Consider the following 23643-nt stretch of genomic DNA (forward strand, 5'->3'; position numbering starts at 1 on the left):
CGCGCACAGGCGGCGGTCTCGCAGAAAAACGGTTAATCTCGGGGGATCGTTTAGATCGTGCCGTTCAACGCGGCGTCATCCGCCCAAGCTCCCGACATGCCCAAGACCGTCTCCGTAGAACATCAACTTCCCTCTCAAGAATGGGGCCTCGACAAGATCGTGGCCGACTTGCGGGCGTCGCGCGAACAGCTGCATCGCACCCGCCATCCGCTTGGAATCCGCGAATTGCCGTCGCGCGAAGCGATCGTGAAGATCGTCAATGGGCTGCGCTCAGCGTTGTTTCCCACTCATTACGGCGCTGCCGACCTGACCGCCGAGAGCGTGGATTATTACGTCGGCCACACGCTCGAGAGCACCTTGCGCCTGCTCTCCGAACAGATCCGCCGTGCCTTGCGTTTCCTGCCGGAAAACCACGACCTGAGCGATGCCGAACTCGGCATGCATGCGTTCGGGCTCGCGCGTGAATTCGGCTCGCAGTTGCCGGCGATCCGGGCGCTCCTGGTCAGCGACATCCAGGCCGCGTTCGCGGGCGACCCTGCCGCGCAGCACATCACGGAGATCCTCCTCTGCTATCCCGGCGTCTGGGCCATGACGCATCATCGTCTGGCGCATGCTTTGCATAAGCTCGGCGTGCCCTTGCTCGCGCGCTTCATCAACGAGATTGCACACTCGGCGACAGGGATCGACATCCACCCGGGCGCGACCATCGGGCCCAGTTTTTTCATCGATCACGGGACGGGCGTGGTGATCGGCGAGACGGCGGTGATCGGCCAACACGTGCGGGTATATCAGGCAGTGACGCTGGGCGCGAAGAGTTTTCCGGCGGGCAACGACGGCGTGCTGGTGAAGGGCAACGCGCGCCATCCGGTAGTGGAAGACGAGGTGGTCATCTATGCCGGCGCGACCATTCTCGGACGCGTGACCATTGGACGCGGTTCGGTGATCGGCGGCAACGTGTGGCTCACGCATAGCGTGCCGCCGGGCAGCAACGTCTCGCAAGGCAAGATTCGCGAAGGCAGTGCAGGCGACGCGCCGGACGATAGCCGCGGCGCGTGAACGACAGGAAGCCTTAGTCAGTTTTTTTAGTTGTTCGACACGCTGAATGCGCTCGAATGTCCGACGATGGACAAGAATTCGCGGCGCGTGGAAGGGTCGTCGCGGAACGTGCCCAGCATCCGCGATGTCACCATCGACGCACCGGCTTTATGCACGCCCCGCGTGGACATGCATTGATGATTGGCTTCCAGGATGACGCCAACGCCTAGCGGTTGCAGGACTTCTTCCAGCGTGTCGGCGATCTGCGCCGTCATCTTTTCCTGGATTTGCAGACGTTTCGCGAAAGCATCGACAAGACGAGCCAGCTTCGAAATGCCCACAACGCGCTCACGCGGCAGATACGCCACGTGCGCGCGGCCAATGATCGGCACCATGTGATGTTCGCAGTAACTTTCGAAGCGGATGTCCTTGAGCACGATCATTTCGTCGTAACCCTGCACTTCGGAAAAGGTGCGCGCGAGGATCTCGCGCGGATCCTGCGCATAACCCGCGAAGAACTCTTCATAAGAGCGGATGACGCGCGATGGGGTATCGACAAGTCCCTCGCGCGCCGGGTCGTCCCCGGCCCAGCGGATCAGAACGCGAACGGCGGCTTCAGCTTCTTCGCGGCTTGGACGATCGGCGTGATCAGTTTGATCGTGGATGTCCGAAGACGCGTTGGGGGAGGTGCGCGTGGCGCTCATCGAGGGCTCCAGATGCTTGTAGCAAAGTCATTAAGCCCTCATTGTTCCACGTTTTGCGAGTTGGAAGACCCCGGTGGGATGTCGGGTTTTATCGGCCCTTAGTCGCTCTTGCCGCCGCCATCGATTCCCGAGCCGGTTTGCCAGACCTTTTTTCCTTCCTCCGACAGCTTGCCCGAGCTGTGATGCTTGTCCGGTTCCGTGCCTTCCTGCGCCAGATGACCGCCGGGTTGGTCCTGCGCGCGCTGTTTTTCGCCCTTGCGTTGCGCCCGGCGTTCTTCTTGCGATCGGCCTGCATAGTTGGTGTCTGTCTGCTTGTCCGTCATGTCGCCCTCCTTGAGTGAGTGACATGGAAAGTGGCGCAAGAGCCGTTCCATCCGTGAGGGTTGCCGGGTGGACGGGGTATCCGCGATACCGGGATAAACGCCCAACTGGTTGTCGTGCGGGGGTTAGATAGAGTGGCCCGACACTTAACCACCTTCAACTATCAGGCTCAGACCATGAAACGGTTCCACATTGCGCTTGCCGTTGCCAACCTCGATGTATCGATTGCCGACTACACGCAGCGTCTCGGCCAGGCACCCTCCGCAGTCGTGCCAGGTGCCTATGCCATGTGGCGAACAGACCTCCTGAACTTCTCGATCAATGAAAACCCGGACCCGGCGCAAGCCGGATTGCTTGGGCACATTGGCTTTGAAGACGATTCAGCCGCTGGTTTTGCGAAGACGCGAGATGTGAACGGCATCGAGTGGGAGCAGTTCTCGCCTGCGGAGCAGGATCGGCGGATCGAAGAGACCTATGGCAATGCTTATGGCACTGTGATCCGCCAGGCCCCTCCGGCATAACACTGTTTTTACGTGCGCGTGATCGACGCGCCGCCGTCCACGAGCGACGCCGTGCCGGTGACGAACGAGGAGTCATCGGAGGCGAGATAAAGCACCGAGCGCGCGAGTTCTTCCGGCGTTGCAACGCGCTTTAACGCGTGCAGGTTGGTGATGAAGGTTTGCGATTCGGCGGTGTCGTTCATGTCCCGGTACATCGGGGTATCGACGGCGCCGGGCAGCACGGCGTTCACGCGGATACCCTGTGCGCCGTATTCGGCCGCCAGCGCCTGCGTGAGGCCGATCAGGCCGGCCTTGCTCGCCGCATACGAAGCCGTGCCGGGAAACGCAAACGAATAGCCCACGAACGTCGATGTAAAGATGATCGACCCGCCGCCGTGTTCGAGCATGGCGGGAATCTGGTGCTTCGCGCCGAGGAAGGCGCTGGTCAGGTTGATGGCGAGCGCGTTGTTGAACCCCTCCACCGAAACGGATGTGGTCGGTCCCATTTCGCCTAGCGTGCCGGCATTGTTATAAGCAACGTCGAGCCGGCCGAATTTTTCGATCGCCAGCGCGACGACTGCCTTTGCATACTCTTCCGTTTGCACGTCGCCCGCGAGATAAACGGCTTCGCCGCCGTCTGCCTTGATCTCTGCCACCAGCGTTTCCAGTTCGGCCGCGCGCCGGGCGGCAACGACCACCTTGGCGCCTTCGGCGGCAAACAATTTGGCCGTGGCGCGGCCGATACCGGCGCTCGCACCCGTGACGATGGCAACCTTTCCTGTCAGTCGATTCATGATGTTTCTCCGTTCTGTTCAGCTTGGCCGGCGCCCGATGCCCCGGTCCATGTGACGCACTGTAAGCGTAGCGGGAGCTTGCGAACAGGCACGGAAAATGGTCTTATCGTTCAGCTTTTGTGAATCTTGAATCGGAGTCACGCCTAATCGCTCAACCCGCACCGGAGACGTTCAATGGACCGCTTGCGCGCTTATGAGGTCTTCGTAGCCGTGGTCAAGCGCGGCAGCTTTACACGCGCCGCCGATGCGCTCGATACCTCGCCGGCTAACGTGACGCGTTATATCGTTGAGCTGGAGGGGCATCTGGGAACGCGGCTATTGAACCGGACGTCGCGCAGGTTGTCGCTGACATCGGGCGGCGGGCGCTTTACGAGCGCTGCGTGGCCATACTCGATGACGTCGCCGAGACGGAGGGGTTGGTATCGTCGTCTACCGCCGAGCCGCGAGGGCGGTTGCGCATTAACGCGCCAGTCAGCTTTGGCGTGTTGCAGCTTGCGCCGCTATGGCCGGAGTTTATGCGGCGGTATCCCGAGGTGGAGCTGGATGTATCGCTGATCGACCGGGTGGTGGATATTGTCGATGAAGGCGTTGACCTTGCCATTCGCATTTCGCGCGCGGGGTCGATGGGCAATGCAGCGCGCAAGCTCGCCGCGTCGCGTAATGTGCTGTGCGCGTCGCCAACGTATCTGGCGGGACTGCGCTTGCCGGAGCGGCCTGCGGATCTGGGCGAGCATCGCTGTATTGGTTATACGTATGCCGCGAGCGGTGACGAATGGCAGTTTCTTGACGCCGATGAAAAGCCGCACGGCGTTCGGGTGAATTGTCACATGCATACGAACAACGGCGATACGGCGCGCTCGGCGGCGCTTGCCGGACTGGGGGTGATCTGGCAGCCAACATTCATTGTTGGCGATGATCTGCGGGCAGGGAGGTTGGTGGCGCTGATGCCGGCCTTCCATATGGCGGATATCGACGTACTCGCGATGTATCCAAGCCGGAGGCATTTAAGCTCGCGCGTGAGGGTCATGATCGATTATCTTGTCGAGGTCTTGGGAGGCGTGGCGCCGTGGGATAGAAGCTGAAACCCCTTCGGAACCTGTAAACTCCGTTCAAACACAACATCCCTTCCAGGAGATAACCCGCATGCAATCCCCGTGGCGCACCATGGACCGCGCGACCCTCGACGCAGCCTATAGCAACGGCGATCCCCCCGCCGACTTCAAGACCCGCAGCGCGGCCTTCTACGCAGCGCATGCCGGTGAACTCGACGTCAGGTACGGCCCCGCGCCCCGCGAGCGTTTCGACTTCTTCCCGGCATCGAGCGACAAACAATCTTCCGCGCCAACTTTCGTTTTTGTTCACGGCGGTTACTGGCAAAGCTGCGATAAAGAGCTCTGCGCTTTCGTCGCACTTGGACCGCTTGCCCGCGGCATGAACGTGGTCATAGCGGAATACACGCTGGCGCCCACGGCGTCGATGACGCAAATTGTGAGCGAGATCGGACGGCTACTCGACTTCCTCGTCGAGCAAGGCCATACAACGCTCATACTGGGTGGCCATTCCGCGGGCGGTCATCTGACCGCGATGCATCGTGCTCATCCGGCGGTCAAATACGCGCTGCCTGTCAGCGGCCTCTTCGATCTCGAACCCATCAGCGCAGGCCGGCTGAACGACAAGCTCGGGTTATCGGCGGAAGAAATCACGCGCTTCAGTCCAATGCGGCACGTGGCTCAAGGTGCACCGATGGTCGTCAGCGTCGGCGACGCGGAGCGGCCCGAACTCATTCGCCATTCGCGTGACTATGCACACGCGTGCGTTGACGCGGGTGAGCACGTGTCTTATTTGCCGCTACCGGGCGCAGACCATTTTTCCATTCTCTACGACCTCGCCAACCCCGATGGTTTGCAACTCAGGGCGCTGGCGCAGTTGATGCAGGGTTGAAAGTACTTCGCAACCCTTATCAAATGAAGCGGCTATCGTCCTCGAAATGAGGTCACATGGAAGCAAAGCGTCCTTGTCCGCACTCAGCGCAACATGAAGCCAGGGCGCTTGGATTGGACGGGCCCAGCCAAGGCAACGGGCGCGATTAATCGGTCCACCGCTCCTTGTCGCTTCCTTGCGCCGACTTTCGCGACACGTGTTGCAAAACTCCTAATGCAGCGTCGGTCGATGCGCGATACCGAATCTCCCAGCCAGGTCTGTGAGTCGCTTATCAAGCGTCCACAGCTCAGCGCCTGGAGTGATCAGTGTAGACGCCAGCAACGACATGTCCACCAAACCACACCCAAGCCCATACAGCTTTTCACGCTCAATGAACTCCATTACCTCGCTGAGATTCGCCTGTTTGCAAGGCTGCAAAAGGCCGATGCTCGCCAGCGTCTGGACATGAGGTGCCGGGAGCGTTCCGCACGCGATTTCGCCCACGACCAACGGGTGAGTAAGCGCGAGGTCCCGCTCGATCAAGTTAGCCAGCGCGTCGTTGCCGGTTCGGAAGTGGTCTACCCATACCGATGTGTCGATGAGCACCCTCATTGCGAACCTGGGTCCGAGCGGCGACGCGACACATCCGGCATGTCAGGCATGGTGCCGCCGAGCGCCACCAGGCGTTTGGCAGCCTGGACCCGCACGAAGGTTTTGATTGCTTCGCGAAAAATGTCTGCTTTATCCATGTCGGGGTCGGCCATTTCCAAAGCCTTCTCGTAAAGGGCATCGTCAATGGTGACAGTTGTTCGCATCAGAAATTCCTCGCATCAATAGTGGCATCATTTTGTTTCAATATGTACATCTTGGCAACCAGTGCTGCGTTGCAAAACTCCTCAATTCTGCAACGCAACCCTTTCGGGAAAAGCCTAAGGACGTATCAAGATTCTGTTACAGGAGCGCTTTTTCGCCGGATGTCTTTTAGTGGAAATAGGGAGAAGGATCAGGCGGATTAACTGGATCTTTTCTGGTAGTGTCGCGATAAGCTCGGCAAGGGGAGAAATAGCGTCATGGTATGCATTCCTTACATGACCAACGAATAGAACCGCTTCACGGCCGGTCGTCATAAACATTGTGCGAACGCAGCAGAATTGACGAGCGATGTTCGTAGCCATCGATGTTAATAACTGGCTGGCGGGGTACGGCCACGGCGGCGATAGTGGACCTGCTGCGCGCGCCACTGGTCAGTACGTCGCCAGCTTGACCATTCGAGCACAGGGTTGATCGAATGGATGGTGCAATGGGCTATACCAAAATTGATATCGATGTTAGCCTTTTTCTATATTGGACGCATGCTGACGTCGGACGTAGACTTGCTCCCAGCCCATTTTGGGGGCAAGAATCAAAACAAGCGAGACCGGGGCGGGAGACACGAATTACATGAATGGGCGCGGGGTTAGCGGCGTCACCGGCATCACATGGGGCTATCGCCCCGCGCACGCTGACCGGGCGCAGGTCTACGAGGCTGCTCGGGCGGCCGTGAATGCGTTTTCCCAATATCTGGATCTTCCGTGCTTGATGAGACGAGTACCGAAAACGGGTGCACGCTTGAGTGCGCGCGACCCGAGGCTTAAAGGGCCGAGTTCCGTACCATCATCGAGACCGGTTGTATGCGGGCCCGACACGGACAAGTCAAGATCAAAACCGCGGTGCTTTAATAATATGCCCGCCTGGACTGCGGCCAGAACGGCACTCATTCATACACAAAAGGAGACATACCGATGAAACGTCTGTTCTTGAAAACCCTAATTGCGGCCATGGCGCTGCCAATGATCGGTATCGCGCATGCCGACAGCAAGGGGCTGGTTGCTGTATCCATGCCGACCAAGTCGTCGGCACGCTGGATTGCCGATGGCAATAACATGGTCAAGGATCTGCAGGCGGATGGTTACACCACCGATCTCCAGTACGGCGACGATGACATTCCGAATCAGCTCGCGCAAATCGAGAACATGGTCACCAAGAAGCCGAAGGTGCTGGTGATCGCCGCAATCGATGGCACGACGCTGACCGATGTGCTCAAAAAGGCACACGATGCCGGCATCAAGGTCATCGCATACGATCGTCTGATCAAGGGCACGGCCGATGTCGATTACTACGCGACGTTTGATAACTACAAGGTCGGTGTGCTGCAGGCGCAGTCCATTGTCGACAAGCTCGGTCTTAAACAGGGTAAAGGCCCGTTCAATATCGAACTGTTCGGTGGTTCGCCCGACGACAACAACGCCTTCTTCTTCTATAACGGCGCGATGAGCGTGCTGGATCCGTACATCAAGAGCGGCAAGCTGGTAGTGCGCAGCAAGCAGTTTGGCATGGACAAGGTCGGTACGCTGCGCTGGGATGGCGCCGTCGCTCAGGCCCGTATGGACAACCTGCTGTCGGCTTACTACGGCAATGCCAAGCTCGACGCCGTGCTGAGCCCGTATGACGGTCTGAGCATCGGTATCCTGTCATCGGTCAAGGGTGTGGGTTATTGCACGGCTCAGCAGCCGTGCCCGATCGTCAGCGGCCAGGACGCCGAGATTCCTTCGGTCAAGTCCATCCTGCACAACGAGCAGTACTCGACCGTGTTCAAGGACACGCGTCAGCTCGCCAAGGTGACGGTTGCGATGATCGACGCAATGGCACAAGGCAAGCAGCCGGAGGTTACCGACACCAAGACCTACAACAACGGTGTGAAGGTGGTTCCGTCGTATCTGCTCAACCCGGTGCTGGTGGATGGCTCCAACTGGAAGCCGATCCTGATTGACAGCGGCTACTACACGCAAGCGCAGGTCAAGTAAGGCAATAACGAAGTCAAGTCTGTCGCCGGAGACGCCACGCGCGCTCCGGCTGGCGGACCCTGCAAAACATGACAAATTCAGGAGACAGCGTGGCGGACGAAACCATCCTGTCCATGCGCGGCATCACCAAGACGTTTCCGGGTGTCAAAGCACTCGATAACGTCAATCTGACGGTCAAAGCTGGAGAAATCCATGCGGTCGTCGGTGAGAATGGCGCGGGCAAGTCCACTCTCATGAAGGTGCTGAGCGGTGTGTATCCGCATGGCTCCTACGAGGGTGAAATCCACTTCGAAGGGCAGGTGCAACGCTTTACGGACATCCGCGAAAGCGAAGAGCGCGGCATCATCATCATTCATCAGGAATTGGCATTGGTGCCAATGCTCTCGATCACCGAGAACCTTTTCCTGGGCAATGAACAGGCGCATCGCGGCGTGATCGATTGGCACGCGGCGCATAAGCGCACGCGCGAATTGCTGCGGCGCGTGGGTCTGAACGAGTCGCCCGATGCGACCGTCGGAAAGCTCGGCGTCGGCAAGCAGCAACTGGTGGAAATTGCCAAGGCGCTATCAAAGCGCGTGAAGCTGCTGATCCTCGACGAACCCACTGCGAGCCTGAACGAGACCGATAGCGCCGCGCTGCTGAAACTGCTGCTCGAACTCCAGGCACAAGGCATTTCCTGCATCCTCATTTCGCACAAGCTCAACGAGATAACGCAAGTCGCGGATCAGATTACCGTCATCCGCGACGGCAGCACGATCGAGACGCTCGACTGCTCCGCAAGCGAGATCAGCGAGGATCGCATTATTCGCGGCATGGTCGGCCGTGACATGGCACACCGTTATCCGCAGCGCGAGCCGCAGATTGGCGACGTGATCTTCGAAGTACGCGACTGGCATGTGTTCCACGAACAGTATTCGGAGCGCGAGGTCATCAAGGGCATCGACCTGAAAGTACGCAAGGGCGAAGTGGTCGGCATCGCGGGGCTCATGGGATCGGGCCGCACCGAACTGGCCATGAGTATCTTCGGGCGCTCGTATGGCCGGCGGATCAGCGGACAGGTGCTGATCGACGGCCAGGCAGTGGATGTATCAACCATCGGCAAGGCTATCAAGCATGGCATTGCCTATGTGACCGAGGATCGCAAGGGGTATGGCCTGATCCTCGAGCAGGAAATCCGCAAAAACGTGTCGCTCGCCAACCTCGCCGAAGTGTCCGATCTCGGTGTGATCGATGAACACGCGGAGGCCAAGGTTGCGCAGCAGTATCGCGAATCGTTGCGCATCCGCAGTTCGGGTATCCAGCAACGGGTGGTCAATCTCTCGGGCGGCAATCAGCAGAAGGTCGTGCTGAGCAAGTGGTTGTTTACGAAGCCGCGTCTGCTGATTCTCGATGAACCCACGCGGGGTATCGATGTCGGGGCCAAATACGAGATCTACACCATCATTGACGAGCTGGCGCGCAAGGGCGAAGGCATTCTGATGATTTCTTCCGAAATGCCGGAGCTGCTTGGCATGTGCGACCGCATCTACGTAATGAACGAAGGTCGGCTCGTGGTCGAGCTCGATCGAAACGAAGCTAGCCAGGAGCGCATCATGCGCGCCATCGTGAACGCCGGTCATGCGTGACCTATCTACATCGAATCAAGGCCATTTCATGAAACTCGGCTTTCTAAAGAACAATCTGCGCGACTACGGCCTGCTGCTGTCGTTGGTCGTCATCATGGGATTCTTCCAGTACCAGACCGACGGCGTGCTGATGCAGCCGTTGAACATCACCAATCTGGTTTTGCAGAACAGCTACATCATTGTGATGGCGCTGGGCATGCTGCTCGTGATCGTGGCCGGCTATATCGACCTGTCCGTCGGATCGGTCAGCGGTTTTATCGGCGGCCTGGCCGCGGTGCTGATCGTGCAGCACTCATGGCCCGTGGTGCCGACGATCATCGTGGCGCTGCTGGTGGGGGCGTTGATTGGTGCGGCGCAGGGCTGGTTCGTGGCTTACGCGCGCATTCCGTCGTTTATCGTGACGCTGGCGGGGATGCTTATTTTCAAGGGGCTTGCACTCGCGCTGCTGGAAGGCCAATCGGTCGGGCCGTTCCCGCTGCGATTCCAGCGGATCAGCACGGGCTTTCTGCCTGATCCGTTCGGTGGCACGGACTTCCGGGTGCTGTCGCTGATCGTGGGCGTCATCCTGGCGCTGGGTCTGGTCGCAGCCGAGGTGCGCAAGCGCCGCAAGGCACAGGCACACGATATGGACGTCGAACCGGTCGCGTTCTTCGTGGTGAAGAACGTGTTGTTCGCGGGCGCCGTCACCTATCTGGTCTGGCTGCTTTCCACGTACAAGGGCTTGCCTGACGTGTTGATCCTGATGGCCGTCCTGATCCTGATCTACCAGTTTGTGACCAATCGCACGACGATCGGCCGCCGTATCTATGCGCTGGGCGGCAACGAGAAGGCGGCACGTCTGTCGGGTGTGAACACTGCGCGCCTGTCTTTCCTGACCTTCGTGAACATGGGCGTGCTCGCGGCGGTGGCGGGTCTGATTTTCGCGGCACGCCTGAACACCGCAACGCCGAAGGCTGGCCTCGGCTTCGAGCTCGATGTGATCGCGGCCTGTTTCATCGGCGGCGCATCGGCCTCCGGCGGCGTGGGCAAGGTGGTGGGCGCGGTGATCGGCGCTTTCATCATGGGCGTGATGAACAACGGCATGTCGATCATGGGCATTGGCATTGACTACCAGCAAGTGATCAAGGGGATCGTCTTGTTGTCGGCGGTGTTTCTTGATGTCTACAACCGTAACCGCGCCTGACGGGGCACGATTTCGCCCGCGGGGGTTCTTGGGGATGTTCGGGGTCAGGCCGCGATTGAAAATGGCCGGGCGGTTGTCCCCGGCAACCGTAGGCGCGATCCAGACTGACGGTTGATCCTCGCGGGTGCATGCCAATTGCGCGACACGCGTTACCTCGGTGTTTGATCAGACCTTCGGGAATGGCTTGCTGAGAAATTTCGATCCGGCGAGCCCGAAGCGCCAGGGTACATCGATCGCCTTCGTGATGCCGATGCGCGGCCCGGTCGCGAGCGGATAGTCCTCCTCCGGCGCCTCGATGTGAAACGGCGCTTCAAGCAGCGACATGCCGTTGTTTGCGTGCGTGATGCCCAGGGCTTGCGCGACGCGACCCGGTCCCGAGCACAACAGCTTTGCTGGTTCGAGGCCGCGCCGCTGGCGCATGGCGTCGAGACCGGTAAGGGGTTCGATCGCGCGGATCAACACCCCCGCACCGTGGCCTTCTTCACGGCAAACAAAGTTCAGGCACCAGTGAATACCGTACGAACGATATACATACACGTGGGCGGGCGGACCGAACATGACGGCGTTGCGCGGGGTGGGCCCGGAGAAGGTATGCGAAGCCGGATCTTCAGGGTCGTAGGCTTCTGTCTCCACGATCCTGCCGCCGACGCCATCGACGGTGAAGATCGCGCCGATCAGGCGGCGCGCGACTTGATCTGACGGCGCGCTAAAGTCGATAGGTACTGCAATGCGGGATGATTTGGGCATCGTTTGACAGGGCCATTGTGCGAGTCCGCCGCAGTGGACCGGATCGTCGTTTGCAGCAGATGTTCAGCGCCCGATTTTGCCGTCGTTGGTTTTTTCCGTCCACCCGCGTGCGTGAATCCACGCGGTACTTGGCGCCAAGCTTCAGCAGAATTTCCAAGGTGTCAGCAGAGCCACGCTTATTCGAATTCTCAGACCGCCTGGCGGATCCGCTCCCGCGTCATCGCTTTCGATGCAAACCACCAGACGAGCGCCGCTGTCAGCGACACGGCCGCGGCCATCGCCATCGCGGTATGCATGCCCCGCTCAAACTGACCCGGCGTCGTGAGCATCGCGCCAAAAATCGCGACACCCAGCGCAGCGCCTGTCTGCCGCGCCGAGTTCAGCACACCGGCCGCAATCCCGGCGCGGTTTTTATCGACGGTATCCATGAGCGAACGCGTCGCCATCGGCGTAATGAGGCCCGCGAAAAATCCGATCGCAGGCATGGGGAGCGCGACGAGCCAGTACGGCGAAGTATCCGTCGACATCAGCATTCCAAGGAAGCCCATCGTATAGATGACCAGCGCGATACAGATCGGCCGGCGCGGTCCAAACATCCTCACGAACCACGCCGCCGACATGCTGCCCGCGGTCACCAGCGCCGTCAGCGGCAAGAACGCGAGGCCGGTCAGCAACGGCGAATAAGCACGAACTTGCTGGAAATAAAGACTGAGTGTGAAGATCAGGCCATAGAACGTCATTGCGGAGACCATCGAGACGAACGCAGCGCTGGAAAAAATCAGGTTGCTGAATAAGGACAGTGGGAGCATCGGTTGCGAGCGCTTTGATTCGATCGCGATGAAGCTTCCCGCCGCAAGCACGCTCAGCGCAATACCGCTCGAGATCCACGGCGAGCGCCAGCCGAACGAGTGCCCTTCGATCAGCACGGCGATCAACATTCCCAGGGCGAGGATGGCTGTCGCCTGACCGGCGAGATCGAGATGGCGCGTCGCCGGTGCAGGGTCAACACGGTCAACGCGGTCAGTGCTTGCGACCCGCGATGTCAGCCACAAGCCGATCAATCCGATCGGCAGGTTCGCCAGGAAGATGCTGCGCCAGCCGAACGCATGGATCAGGATGCCGCCAATCAATGGACCGCCGGCCATCGCTGCGCCGCCGCACGCCGCCCATAGGCCGATCGCGCGGCCGCGCTCGCCCGGGTCGGTGTAGGCGCGGTTGATGAGCATCAGCGAACAGGGCACCAGCATCGATGCACCGATCCCTTGCAACGCGCGCGCGCCGATCAGCGCGGCAAGGTTAGGCGCGACACCGCAGAGCGCGGACGCCAGCGTGAACACAGCGAGGCCGGCGAAATAGACGTTCTTCGCGCCCAGCCGGTCGCCCAGCGCGCCGCCGGTCAACAGCAGGCTTGCGAAGCTGAGCGTGTACGCGTTGACGACCCATTGAAGGCCCTCTGTGCTGGTCGCGAGCGCATCGTCGATGCTGCCTAGCGCAACGTTGACGATGGACGTATCAAGGATAACGACGATATAGCTGATGCTGGTCGCAGCGAGGACGCGTCGCTGAAGCGTTCGGGTGTCGGGCACAGGAGTTTTTCGCAGAGAGACGGGAAATCCAGTGTAGGGACGTTGTGGCGCCACAAGCTTCGACGCGTATCGAAGCATGCGGACAGGTGGCCGGACTATCATGGCGAGGTTCAATCGGAGAGTTCGCATGTCTCGTCATCCCGCGGTCTCGTCGGCCGCTTTCCTGATCGCCGATCCCACTCGCGCCACCATGCTCATGGCGCTCGCCGACGGACGCGCACAGCCCGCAGGCGAGCTGGCCTATGCGGCCGGCGTGACCGCCCAGACGGCGAGCTCGCATCTCGCAAAACTGCTCGCTGGCGGGTTGTTGTCGGTGGAAACGCAGGGGCGGCATCGGTACTATCGCCTCGCCGGTTCGCACGTTGCGCTGGCGCTGGAAAATCTTGCATCGATTGCGCCGGGCGTGCAGGGTGGCGCGGTGCATCGAATGCCACGCAGCCGGGAAGCCCGGGAATTGCAGTTCGCGCGATGCTGTTATGACCATCTCGCCGGCAGTCTCGGCGTAGCGGTGACGCAGGCATTGCAGGATCGCGGGTTGATTTCTGCCGTGGCGGATAAACAGTTCGAAGTGACGCATGACGGCATGGGATGGTTCAGGTCGATGGGCCTGGACGTGGCGGCGTTGGAACCGACCCGGCGCGGGCTCGCGCGGCAATGCCTCGACTGGACCGAGCGGCGGCATCACCTGGCTGGACCTTTGGGCGTCGAATTGATGAGCCGGCTTTGCGCGATCGGATGGGTCCGGCGTTCCAAGTCCTCGCGTGCCGTTCAGGTCACGCCGAAGGGATGGGCCGGGTTGAAAGAGCAACTTGGCGTGGACGAGAGAGCGGTGCAGGCCAGTGGGTAATCGGGACTGCACCGGCGCGAACCGCGCGGGGGGGGCTGGCTTATCGCAACAGGTACAACAGGCTTAATTCTTCAATTCATTCTTGGTCAGCGCGCCGGAGTGCGGCTCGACTTGGATGTCATAGAACAAGCCCTGTTTGACGCGGCGGAAGGCAGCGTCGAAATCGGCTGCGGCACGGAACGCGCGCCAGAGTGGAGTTCGCGGCGCATTTGCAGCGCTGCCACGAAAAAAGGCCGTTCCGGATCAACCAGAACGGCCTTCAGGCTTGCAAATATGGCTTGCACGCCTGGCTTGTATGCCGCGTCGATCAGTGACCGCAAGCGGCAGTGAAAACCGCGCTATTTGACCGTTTCGAGCACCTTGCGCACCGTGCTGAAAATCTGCTCGATCTGGTCGTCTTCAATAATCAGCGGCGGCGAGAACGCAAGAATATCGCCTGTGTAACGCACCAGAACGCCCGCTTCGAAGCATTTCACGAACGCTTCGTAGGCCCGCGCACCCGGCGCGCCATCGCGCGATTGCAGTTCGACACCCGCCACCATGCCGAGATTGCGCACGTCCTTCACGTGGGGCGCATCGCGCAACGCATGAGCAGCGGCCTCGAACTTCGGCGCCTTCGATGCCGCCCGCACAAACAACTGGTCGCGTGCATACAGGTCGAGCGTGGCGATCGCGGCGGCGGCGGCCATGGGGTGCGCCGAATACGTGTAACCGTGGAACAACTCGATGCCGTTCACCGCGCCCGCATTGACGATCGTGTCATGCACGTTGCGATGCGCGGCCACGGCGCCCATCGGGATCGCGGCGTTGTTGATCGCTTTTGCCAGCGTCATCAGGTCCGGCGTCACGCCGAAATATTCCGCCGCTGTCGCTTTGCCCAGGCGGCCGAAGCCCGTGATGACTTCATCGAAAATCAGCAGGATGCCGTGCTTCGTGCAGATCTCGCGCAGCTTTTGCAGATAACCCTGCGGCGGCACGAGCACGCCCGTCGATCCCGCCAGCGGTTCCACGATCACGGCAGCGATAGTCGATGCATCATGCAGCGCGACGATGCGTTCGAGTTCATCGGCGAGATGCGCGCCCCATGCCGGCTGTCCCTTCGAGAACGCGTTGTGCTCAGGCGCGTGCGTGTGCGGCAGATGATCGACGTTCGGCAGCAGCCCGCCTGAAAACGTCTTGCGGTTCGGCCCGATGCCGCCAACCGAGATGCCGCCGAAACCCACGCCGTGATACCCGCGCTCACGGCCGATCAGCTTCGTGCGCTGGCCTTCGCCACGTGCACGGTGATAAGCGAGGGCGATTTTCAGCGCGGTATCGACGGATTCGGAGCCGGAATTCGTGAAGAAGATGCGGTCGAGCCCTTCCGGCATGATCGCCGCGACCTTCGTGGCCGCTTCAAACGCGAGCGGGTGGCCCATCTGGAAGGTCGGCGCGAAGTCGAGCGTGGCGGCTTGCTGCTGGATCGCGGCGACGATTTCATCGCGGCAATGACCGGCGTTCACGCACCACAGGCCGGCGCAGCCGTCCAGAATCTCCCGGCCATCGGTCGCGCGGTAGTACATGCCCTTGGCGCCCTCGATCAGGCGCGGTGCAGCTTTGAACTGGCGATTGGAGGTAAAGGGCATCCAGAACGACGAGAGGTCGTCGATGACGGGGCGCGAAGTCATGGGAAATCTCCTGTTAGAACACGCAATGTAGTCCTCGATAAAAACCCGCGGCATAGACAGTTGACCTGTCGCGGGGAGAACTGTGCTGGCAAAATGGTGCAAACTGTATTGGTCTGTTGGTCGCCAAGCGTGGACCATTGATTGACGCTCATCATCCTCTTCTTGCCAATTCATGATCGAACTTCAACTGGACCGCGACCGCGCGCAAGCGACGCTTGTCGAGCAACTGGTGCGGGCGTTTTCCGGCGCTATCGAGCAGCAGGCGCTGCGAGCGGGCGCGTTGCTGCCTTCCGTACGCCAGCTTGCGCAGGCGGAGCGGCTGAGTACCTTTACGGTAACGGAAGCGTATGGACGCCTTGTGTCCATGGGCCTTGTCGTCGCGCGGCGCGGCTCTGGGTACCGGGTAGCGGCGCGGGCGCCGACCGTCCACAAGCGGGCTGTGGCATGGCAGCCACCGAGCCTCACCGCGACCTGGCTTCTGTCCGATGTATTCGCTGACCATTCCGTGCCGATCAAGGCCGGTTGCGGCTGGTTGCCCAACGAATGGGTCAATGAGAGCGGCCTGCATCACGCGTTGCGCTCGATCAGCCGCGTGCCGGCGGCGCGCATGGCTGACTACGGGCACCCGTACGGTTTTGCGCCGTTGCGCGAGCGGATTGCAGAGCAACTGGACCGCTATGGTTTGCCCGCTGACCCGGCCACGAACGTGTTGCTGACCGCGGGGGCGACGCAGGCGCTCGACCTGATTGTGCGCACGCTGCTGCGCCCCGGCGATACGGTCATTGTGGAAGATCCAGGTTATTGCAATCTGCTGCAGATCCTGCAACTGGGTGGGCTGGTCGTGCGAGGCGTGCCGCGCACGCCGGCAGGAATCGACAACGACGTGCTTGAGCAGTTGGTGATCGAGCATAGTCCCAAGGCCATCTTTCTCAACACGACGCTGCAGAATCCGACCGGGGCGACCTTCGGCATGGCGGCGGCGTTCCGCCTGCTGCAGATCGCGGAACGCTATGGCCTGTGGGTGGTGGAAGACGATGTGAACCGCGAGCTCGCGCCGCCCGGTGCACCGCTTCTCGCCGCCATGGAAGGCTTGAACCGTGTGCTGTATGTCGGCGGATTTTCGAAGACGATCACGCCGGGATTGCGTTGCGGTTATGTGGTCGCCGAGCGTGACGTGCTGCGTGAACTGGCGCGTACCAAGATGGCGGTGGGGCTGACTTCATCGGCGGCGACGGAACGGATTGTCGAGAAAGTGCTGACGGAGGGGCGTTATGCACGCCACGTGGAATCGATCACCGACAAACTCAAGGACGCGCACGTGCAGGTCGAGGACCGGATGGACGCGCTCGGGCTCGAGCTGTTTCATCGGCCGCGTGCTGGCTTGTTCGTGTGGGCGCGGCTGCCGGTTGAGCCCGAGCACGCGAGCGAACTGGCAACGCAGGCGCTGGAGGATGGAATCTGGCTCGCGCCGGGTTCGTACTTCCGTCCGGGCGATGCCGCGAGCAGCTGGTTTCGGTTCAACGTGCCGTATTCCACCGATGACGCGTTGTGGGGGTTTATCGAGAAGTGGGTCGAACGCTAGGGTGTGAGTGCCTGATTTCGCTGTCAGGCGGCGCGTCGATGTTGGCATTACCCCTTCTTTGCGTGTCTTGGTTCAAGAGCGGCCGGCAAGAAACGCAAGCCGCGGCTACCGGTTATTTCTGTGTCCAGCACAACCTCGCTGTTTCGCCCTGACAAATGGAAAGGGCCTTCCCTTTTATTCTGAATAAAACTATTTGACGTCGCGCTATTGCTCATCGTTCGGTTGAAATCCGATCAATTGTTTCAATTATAGGAATAATCGTATATTTAATTGCGAAATATGACGCGACACTTGCCGACACGGTCATACGCGTGCCTTCGAGCAGCAATTTCCGTGTCGAGGCAGGGCTTCGGGAGTTTGGTCCCGGCGCTCCGCCTGTCCATTAACCTATAAAAAGAGGCATAACCATGGCGCTACAAGCCAACGATAGTCACAGGGCAATCATCGTGTCGGTCGGTCAGGCAACCGGCGGAGGAATCGCAGACAGCACCAGGCCCATCATTAACGGCACGGCCGACGCAGGCACGATCGTCAACGTATTCGATGGAGTGCGCATGATCGGTAGCACGACCGTTTCAGCGGATGGTTCCTGGGCGTTCGAACCGTCAGCCGATCTCAAGGTTGGGGTTCATCAGTTCACGGCGATCTCAATGGATAGCCAAGGCGATTACGGCGCGTCGTCGACCCCGGTGTCCGTGACGGTCACTCTCGCAACGTTGGAGGCGCCGGTGGTGACCGCCTTAGCGAACGATCGGGATGCGACTATTCCTGCTGGCGGAACGACAGCTATTTCGCAACCAACCGCTACCGGAACCGGTAAGCCTGGTGACACGGTTACGCTGTTCGACGGTGTACACGTGATTGGCTCGGGGGTAGTGGACAGCACGGGCAAGTGGTCGATCGAACTGGTAACCAAGTTGGTCGACGGTCAGCACGATGTGTACGCAATCGAAACGAACGCCGCAGGTGCGCACAGCCCGGAGTCGGATCACACCACCTTCACACTTGACACCACCACGCCAGCTGTGCCCGTAGTGCTTGGCGTGATGGACAATGTGGGCCCGATTCAAGGTTTGCTACATTTCTCATCCTGGACCGACGATGCACGTCCGACGGTGTTCGGCACAGGCCACCCGGGCGACATAATCACACTAATTGAGTCCAGATTAGGCAGCATCAGATCGGCCGTCGTCGCGTCAGATGGCACCTGGTCAGTTCGACCCGAAGTCGCGCTGCGCGACGGTATGCAAGCATTTGAAGTGACGGCTACAAACAAAGCTGGCACGACAGGTGATATGAGTATCACCGCGACCGTGCTTCTCATTGACACCAGTACGCCATCCGCCCCCTCCATCACCAGCGTCATGGACAACACAGGTTCAGTGACTGGGCCGATCCCTGCCGGTGGCACAACCGATGAAACCCGCCCTGTCATCAGTGGCTCGGGTCAGCCGGGACATATCGTCAAGCTGTATGACGGCACCACCCTGGTCGGCAGCAGCGAGGTTTCCGGCGGCGGCCAATGGACGGTTCAGCCGGCGGACCCAATGACAGCAACCGTGCATAACCTGTCCGCCGTCGAGTTCACCAAAGCAGGCGTGGCGGGCGCTCCCTCCGCGTACTTCCTGTTCTTGATCGAGACGCCGGTCCTCAAGTCAGTCATGCACGTATCGGAGACCGGCGATCACAGCGATGCCGCAAGCGTGACCGGACACGAAGTGGTCGCCGATCCTGCTCAATCGTCCACCCACGCGGCTGCACCGGGCGAAACCGCAAGCGTCCTGCACGTAACCAGCGATCACGGCATGATCGATCTGGCTTCGCTCGCAGCGAAGCCGGTTGCAGCGAAGGCGTCTGGCGCCGATGCGATTGACGTCACCGCCCAGCACGCAGTCCTCAAGCTTTCTCTGGTCGATGTGCTGAATGCCGGCGAGCAGGACCTGTTCCAAAAAGACGGTAAGCAGCAGCTCGTGGTTAACGGTAAGGAGGGCGATACCGTCGATCTGTCGAATTCGCATGTCGCGGGTCTGGCGGAAGGCGAGTGGCAGAATCACGGCACGGCACAGGTCAGTGGCGTGACGTACAACGTCTATGAGCATTCTGGTGCGCATGCTGAATTGCTGGTACAGCAGGGCACGCAGATCGTATTGCACTAATGACGACAACCGGCTCTGCAATCACGGGAAGCCGGTGATGCACGGTCACAACGAGTAGTGTTGTGACCAAATAACAAAAAAGCGCGAGCATGCTCGCGCTTTTTTGCATATGTTCAGCGGCGTCCATTGAAATCATGGACGCCGAGGCTTCATCGCCGGAACACACCCAGCAACAACGTTGCCAGGAAGATCACGATGAAGATGAAGAACAGGATCTTCGCAATTTCGGTTGCACCACTCGCGATACCGCCGAAGCCAAAAAATGCCGCGATGATCGCGATGATGAAAAAGATGACAGCGTATCGAAGCATGAAGCCCTCCAGAGGGTCGATTGTTTGATTGGTCTGCGTGCTGGCTTTACGCCTTCGCCGCCTTGACTGCGTTAAATGTGTCGCTCGGTGCTGCGGTATGCCGCGACGCCGAACTTAGAGCAACCCTCGTGCCCAAGACCCTCCACTCCGGAAAATAGGGCGCAAAAAGATCCACGCACAAAAAAGCCGCACTGCGTTGCGCGAGTGCGGCCTTGGAGACGCGCCAACGGGCGCGGTAAGGGAAGAGAAATGTTATCGGCGGGGCTTGCCGGTGTCGGGTTCGTCGTCGAGGTCGTCTTCGTCGGCGTGGTTTAGCGCATCCGGCAGTTGGTTCTCGAGTTCATCGCGTTCAATTTGGTCGGCGAGATCGAGGGACTTGCGTGTTGCAGGACCGGACGGGCGGTTTGCTCCAGACATGGCATAACTCCTTGGGAGATTTCAAAGCCGCGCCAAAAGCGGCGCGAGTTGATCGGGCAGCAAGCTTCGTACATGCCTGTCGATCCCCGGGATAACGGAGTGTGCGCATTTCTTGCCGCTTTTTACGGCCAAAGTTGCAATCAGGCTGCATATTTTGCGCGACGGCAGGCATGGACCAGTATGCGCCGCCTACGAAAAAATAGGCTGGATCTGAAGCCGGAACCTGCAAATCAGCTCGCCCCGAGTGCAACGCCGGAACCAGTGGTTACGTGACTGCTTCAATCCGTCCGCTAACACGTCACGACGTCACCCACTCATCACGCCAACGCGCGCTCGACGATTGGATACAAGGACAACACGAGCAGCGTAGCCATCGTCCAGTTGAAAGCGCGCAGCCAGCGTGGTTGCGTGAGAAGCCGCCGCATGGACGTGCCGAACGCGGCCCACATGGTGATGCATGGCAATCCAACCACGATGAACACCACCGCCATCAAGACGGCATTCAGCGAAAAGCTCGAATGCAAATGGATAGTGGTCGCGGCTGTAAGCACCATCATCCACGCCTTCGGGTTGATCCACTGAAACGCGGCTGCTTCGATAAACCGCATGGGCCGGCGCTCGCCGTCGCGAACCTGCATGGTCGACGAGGTCGCGATCTTCCACGCGAGATACAGCAGGTACGCCACGCTTAACGTTTCAAGCACGGTGTACGCCCAGGCGAAACGCGCGAATGCCTGCCCCACGCCGAGACCGACCAGCACCATCAGGATGGCGACGCCCACGCTGATGCCGAGCACGTGCGGCACCGTGCGGCGCAACCCGAAATTCACGCCCGATGCGAGCAGCATGGTGTTGTTCGGCCCGGGTGTGATGGTGGTAACGAGCGCGAACAGCACTGCGGCCGGGAGTGCGGTCAGTAAGGCGGCAGTGTCGAGATGCATGGTATTTCCTGGGGTTTCAATAGAGCGCGAACGGATTGGGCTAAAAGTCCGTGAGCGTCAGTGTATGAGAACTGATCTGTACAGTACCGGTACAGATAGTCGGATCATTTCCTGTACGGTGAGGCAGCGTTTTGCGCAGCGCGCAATGGGCACGGCGATCTGGAAAATTCCTCATGTGAACCCTGACTTCATCGTCACGATCCACTCCGCGTTCCAAGGTTTCCGTGGTTTTGCGTACGGCCAATCTGTTCAAGAATCCGTTCGAACCAGGTGGCTGCATGAGCACCGAAGCGTTTTTTCAACCGGGCCGCAATTGCGATAGCGTTCGGTATGCTGATCGTTTTAGTTTGTTAATCGATGGCTCGGATTATTTTCGTGTCCTTCGGGAGGCGATCACGCGTATGCAGCACACGGTGTTTTATCCTCGGCGCGGATATCGATAGCTGCATGAAACTGACGCCCGATGGCTCGGACGACGGCTGCGCCGATGCGCTCGGCGAGTTCCTGCATGATGTCGCGGCGAGCCGAAAACGGCTTCGCATTTACATTCTCGTGTGGGATTTCGTGGTGCTTTATTCGTTCTGCAAGATGGGATGGCGAACCCAGCGGCGGGTCGCGTTCCAGATGGATGGCAAGCATCGGATGGGGGATCACACTACCAGAAGAGGGTGGCGATCGACGACAAGCTCGGATCGGTCGGCGGCCTTGATCTGACGCGTTCGCGCTGAGATACGCCTGCGCATGCCGCTGCGCATCCGCTGCGCCACGATGTGAACCAGCAACCGTATCAATCTTCCACGATTCCACACGATGTTCGACAGCGACGCCGCGAACGTCTGCATGGATTGCTCACGCAAGCGGATGTGGACGACCGGTATCGGCTGATGTCGCCGAGCGTGTCGGAGTTCGTAACGGGTTGCATTAACGTGCACAGGAAACTGATGTTGATCAACGACGAACTTCTGCTGGTCGGATCGGCGAATCTCAACAATCGTTCGATGGTGCTCGACACTGAATGCAATATGGCGATCGATGCAAGCGGCGATCCGCGCATTCAGGGCGCGCTGGCATTAATGCGCAACGCGCTGCTCGCCGAGCATCCCGGCTGTAAACCGGAGGCGCTCGCGCGGAAAATCAGTGAACGGCGCAGCATGAACGAAGCGATCGCCGTCTTGCTGAAGAGTCCGGCGCAACATCGAACCCCCGAGCGTCCGAATCCCACTGGCTCCCCCGATAGCGACCAGCTCGTCCCGCTTGAAGCGTTGATCGATCCTGAGAAGCCGGCCGAGCCGGACGAACTTGTCGAACAATTTGTGCCGGTCGAAAAGCTGCGTCGTTTGAGTGGGCGGTTCGCGTTGCCTGAGATGCTCGCGCTGGCGATCGTTGGTTTAGCGGCAGCCTTGCATTGGACGAAAGACATCGATTGCGACGGTGAGACGTAGCGTGTTGTCGCAATGCGTCTGGGGCTGGCATCGAGTGAAAGACGCGCACTGGTCGAGCAAGTGTTGCAAAGTTTTGCTACTCCGGTCATGCCGGTGATCCTTCTCCGGGACCTCAGCGACTGGTTTATTTATAGCCGGACGCTGCGCCGGCTGTCTCGCGTTTCTATCGCGCACGCTCGCCCAAGACCTTTCCAACACGCTATCCGATGTTCGCTCTGGAGCGCATCCGGGTGCATGCGGGCGAGCGTCTCGTACGGGTCGATGTGCATCGACGTTTGCTTGGGCGCGGTGGCATCGGATCACTATCCGTTGATCGCACAGCTATCCTTGTCGCCTTAAAACAGACGCTTGTAACGAAAACCCCTTAAAAAAAGGCTTAGAAACGCAAAAAGACTCGCACGAAGTTCAATGGCGCTTGTAGAATCCGGCCTTGGTACGGATGCATTCACGCGGCCGTATTCTAAAAACACTGACCTCAACAGGTAGGAGAAACATGCCGACTTCCGCAAAAACCGCTGCCAAGAAAGCTGCGACCAAAGCTGCTCCGAAAGCTGCAACGAAGACTGCAACGAAGACTGCAGCAGCGCCCGTCAAGAAGGTCGCTGCCAAGAAGGCTGCATCGACGCCGGCTACTGTGGCGAAGAAAGCAGCTGTGAAGACGACGGCAACGCTGTCGCCGATCAAGGACACGTTCACGAAGGCATCGCTCGCCGCGCATCTGTCGGACCGTGCGACTGTCGACCTGAAAGCAGTGAAGGCCGTCCTGTCGGCACTCGAGGACACCATCCTCGGCGCGGTTCACAAGAAGGGCGCAGGCGAGTTCACGCTGTCGGGTCTCTTGAAGATTTCGGCGCAAGTTGTGCCGGCGAAGAAGCGGCGCTTCGGCAAGGACCCGTTCTCGGGTGAAGACCGTTGGTTCGACGCGAAGCCGGCGAGCGTGCGTATCAAGGCACGTGCGTTGAAGAAGTTGAAGGACGCTGCAGCGTAAGCTGACGGGACAGTATCGAAGGACTATGGCAGTG

General features: G+C 59.9%; 23 protein-coding genes and 1 pseudogene. 13 read left to right on the plus strand and 11 right to left on the minus strand.

Annotation, left to right across the window (positions count from 1 at the left end):
* The first annotated feature begins 96 nt into the window (after positions 1 to 96).
* On the plus strand, positions 97 to 1056 hold the full coding sequence (gene epsC, locus FH08_RS0139290; RefSeq protein WP_031363597.1) for a serine O-acetyltransferase EpsC: 960 nt from the start codon (positions 97 to 99) through the stop codon (positions 1054 to 1056).
* Positions 1057 to 1082: 26 nt separating this feature from the next.
* Here epsC and folE read toward each other — a convergent pair whose 3' ends face one another.
* Positions 1083 to 1739: a GTP cyclohydrolase I FolE gene (gene folE, locus FH08_RS0139295; RefSeq protein ID WP_035568441.1), complete on the minus strand. Its 657-nt coding sequence runs from the start codon at positions 1737 to 1739 to the stop codon at positions 1083 to 1085.
* 98 nt (positions 1740 to 1837) lie between these two features.
* Positions 1838 to 2062: a hypothetical protein gene (locus FH08_RS0139300; protein WP_031363599.1), complete on the minus strand. Its 225-nt coding sequence runs from the start codon at positions 2060 to 2062 to the stop codon at positions 1838 to 1840.
* A gap of 174 nt (positions 2063 to 2236) precedes the next feature.
* Here FH08_RS0139300 and FH08_RS0139305 point away from each other — a divergent pair, with 174 nt between their 5' ends.
* The gene (locus FH08_RS0139305; protein WP_031363600.1) at positions 2237 to 2581 is read left to right on the plus strand and encodes a hypothetical protein; all 345 of its coding nucleotides are present in this window, start codon (positions 2237 to 2239) and stop codon (positions 2579 to 2581) included.
* A gap of 8 nt (positions 2582 to 2589) precedes the next feature.
* Here the strand turns inward: FH08_RS0139305 and FH08_RS0139310 are convergent, their stop codons facing one another.
* Positions 2590 to 3354: an SDR family oxidoreductase gene (locus tag FH08_RS0139310; protein ID WP_031363601.1), complete on the minus strand. Its 765-nt coding sequence runs from the start codon at positions 3352 to 3354 to the stop codon at positions 2590 to 2592.
* Positions 3355 to 3528: 174 nt separating this feature from the next.
* On the opposite strand from FH08_RS0139310, the pseudogene FH08_RS48955 reads away from it, so the two are divergent.
* Together FH08_RS48955 and FH08_RS0139320 are read left to right on the plus strand one after the other, a co-directional pair.
* A pseudogene (locus FH08_RS48955) lies at positions 3529 to 4436 on the plus strand (LysR family transcriptional regulator).
* Positions 4437 to 4497: 61 nt separating this feature from the next.
* Positions 4498 to 5295, plus strand: a complete 798-nt coding sequence (locus tag FH08_RS0139320; RefSeq protein WP_031363602.1) for an alpha/beta hydrolase — start codon at positions 4498 to 4500, stop codon at positions 5293 to 5295.
* Between the two features lie 210 nt (positions 5296 to 5505).
* On the opposite strand, the gene FH08_RS0139325 is transcribed toward FH08_RS0139320, so the two are convergent.
* Both FH08_RS0139325 and FH08_RS0139330 read right to left on the minus strand, forming a co-directional pair.
* Positions 5506 to 5886 carry a type II toxin-antitoxin system VapC family toxin gene (locus FH08_RS0139325; RefSeq protein WP_031363603.1) on the minus strand — a complete coding sequence of 127 codons (381 nt, stop codon included), beginning with the start codon at positions 5884 to 5886 and terminating at the stop codon, positions 5506 to 5508.
* Entirely contained in the window at positions 5883 to 6089 is a 207-nt protein-coding gene (locus tag FH08_RS0139330; RefSeq protein ID WP_031363604.1) for a type II toxin-antitoxin system VapB family antitoxin, read from the minus strand. The genes FH08_RS0139325 and FH08_RS0139330 overlap by 4 nt, the downstream gene beginning before the upstream one ends.
* 966 nt (positions 6090 to 7055) lie before the next feature.
* On the opposite strand from FH08_RS0139330, the gene chvE reads away from it, so the two are divergent.
* From chvE to mmsB, 3 genes are all read left to right on the plus strand, one after another.
* Complete coding sequence (chvE, locus tag FH08_RS0139335) at positions 7056 to 8117, plus strand: multiple monosaccharide ABC transporter substrate-binding protein (RefSeq protein WP_031363605.1); 1062 nt, start codon at positions 7056 to 7058, stop codon at positions 8115 to 8117.
* A 68-nt stretch (positions 8118 to 8185) separates the two neighbouring features.
* A complete protein-coding gene (mmsA, locus tag FH08_RS0139340; protein ID WP_031363606.1) occupies positions 8186 to 9742 on the plus strand; it encodes a multiple monosaccharide ABC transporter ATP-binding protein in 1557 nt (518 codons plus the stop codon).
* Complete coding sequence (gene mmsB / locus FH08_RS0139345; RefSeq protein WP_051888887.1) at positions 9735 to 10925, plus strand: multiple monosaccharide ABC transporter permease; 1191 nt, start codon at positions 9735 to 9737, stop codon at positions 10923 to 10925. Before mmsA ends, mmsB begins: the two co-directional genes overlap by 8 nt.
* A 165-nt stretch (positions 10926 to 11090) precedes the next feature.
* Here mmsB and FH08_RS0139350 read toward each other — a convergent pair whose 3' ends face one another.
* Complete coding sequence (locus FH08_RS0139350; protein WP_031363608.1) at positions 11091 to 11672, minus strand: DNA-3-methyladenine glycosylase; 582 nt, start codon at positions 11670 to 11672, stop codon at positions 11091 to 11093.
* A gap of 188 nt (positions 11673 to 11860) precedes the next feature.
* Positions 11861 to 13258 carry an MFS transporter gene (locus FH08_RS0139355; RefSeq protein WP_031363609.1) on the minus strand — a complete coding sequence of 466 codons (1398 nt, stop codon included), beginning with the start codon at positions 13256 to 13258 and terminating at the stop codon, positions 11861 to 11863.
* Positions 13259 to 13385: 127 nt separating this feature from the next.
* On the opposite strand from FH08_RS0139355, the gene FH08_RS0139360 reads away from it, so the two are divergent.
* Positions 13386 to 14105 carry an ArsR/SmtB family transcription factor gene (locus FH08_RS0139360; protein ID WP_031363610.1) on the plus strand — a complete coding sequence of 240 codons (720 nt, stop codon included), beginning with the start codon at positions 13386 to 13388 and terminating at the stop codon, positions 14103 to 14105.
* Positions 14106 to 14443: 338 nt separating this feature from the next.
* Here FH08_RS0139360 and FH08_RS0139370 read toward each other — a convergent pair whose 3' ends face one another.
* Positions 14444 to 15772, minus strand: a complete 1329-nt coding sequence (locus tag FH08_RS0139370; RefSeq protein ID WP_031363612.1) for an aspartate aminotransferase family protein — start codon at positions 15770 to 15772, stop codon at positions 14444 to 14446.
* A gap of 172 nt (positions 15773 to 15944) precedes the next feature.
* Between FH08_RS0139370 and FH08_RS0139375 the strand changes: the two genes are divergently transcribed.
* On the plus strand, positions 15945 to 17354 hold the full coding sequence (locus FH08_RS0139375; RefSeq protein WP_031363613.1) for a PLP-dependent aminotransferase family protein: 1410 nt from the start codon (positions 15945 to 15947) through the stop codon (positions 17352 to 17354).
* Between the two features lie 407 nt (positions 17355 to 17761).
* The gene (locus tag FH08_RS0139380) at positions 17762 to 19510 is read left to right on the plus strand and encodes an Ig-like domain-containing protein (protein ID WP_031363614.1); all 1749 of its coding nucleotides are present in this window, start codon (positions 17762 to 17764) and stop codon (positions 19508 to 19510) included.
* Positions 19511 to 19659: 149 nt separating this feature from the next.
* Here the strand turns inward: FH08_RS0139380 and FH08_RS50920 are convergent, their stop codons facing one another.
* The 3 genes from FH08_RS50920 to FH08_RS0139395 all read right to left on the minus strand — a co-directional run bounded on the left by FH08_RS50920 (position 19660) and on the right by FH08_RS0139395 (position 21179).
* Positions 19660 to 19821: a DUF1328 family protein gene (locus FH08_RS50920; RefSeq protein WP_031363615.1), complete on the minus strand. Its 162-nt coding sequence runs from the start codon at positions 19819 to 19821 to the stop codon at positions 19660 to 19662.
* Between the two features lie 252 nt (positions 19822 to 20073).
* Positions 20074 to 20238: a hypothetical protein gene (locus FH08_RS52765; RefSeq protein ID WP_160172547.1), complete on the minus strand. Its 165-nt coding sequence runs from the start codon at positions 20236 to 20238 to the stop codon at positions 20074 to 20076.
* 317 nt (positions 20239 to 20555) lie between these two features.
* Positions 20556 to 21179 carry a LysE family translocator gene (locus FH08_RS0139395; protein ID WP_031363616.1) on the minus strand — a complete coding sequence of 208 codons (624 nt, stop codon included), beginning with the start codon at positions 21177 to 21179 and terminating at the stop codon, positions 20556 to 20558.
* 447 nt (positions 21180 to 21626) lie between these two features.
* Here FH08_RS0139395 and FH08_RS53770 point away from each other — a divergent pair, with 447 nt between their 5' ends.
* From FH08_RS53770 to FH08_RS0139405, 3 genes are all read left to right on the plus strand, one after another.
* Complete coding sequence (locus FH08_RS53770; RefSeq protein WP_075583439.1) at positions 21627 to 21893, plus strand: hypothetical protein; 267 nt, start codon at positions 21627 to 21629, stop codon at positions 21891 to 21893.
* 170 nt (positions 21894 to 22063) lie between these two features.
* Positions 22064 to 22621 (plus strand): phospholipase D-like domain-containing protein, encoded by a 558-nt coding sequence (locus tag FH08_RS54085; protein WP_326929007.1) that lies wholly within the window; start codon positions 22064 to 22066, stop codon positions 22619 to 22621.
* A gap of 493 nt (positions 22622 to 23114) precedes the next feature.
* On the plus strand, positions 23115 to 23609 hold the full coding sequence (locus FH08_RS0139405) for an HU family DNA-binding protein (protein WP_031363617.1): 495 nt from the start codon (positions 23115 to 23117) through the stop codon (positions 23607 to 23609).
* The last annotated feature ends 34 nt before the right edge of the window (positions 23610 to 23643 follow it).

The organism is Caballeronia sordidicola, from assembly GCF_000729995.1.
Classification (GTDB): Bacteria; Pseudomonadota; Gammaproteobacteria; order Burkholderiales; family Burkholderiaceae; genus Caballeronia; species Caballeronia sordidicola_A.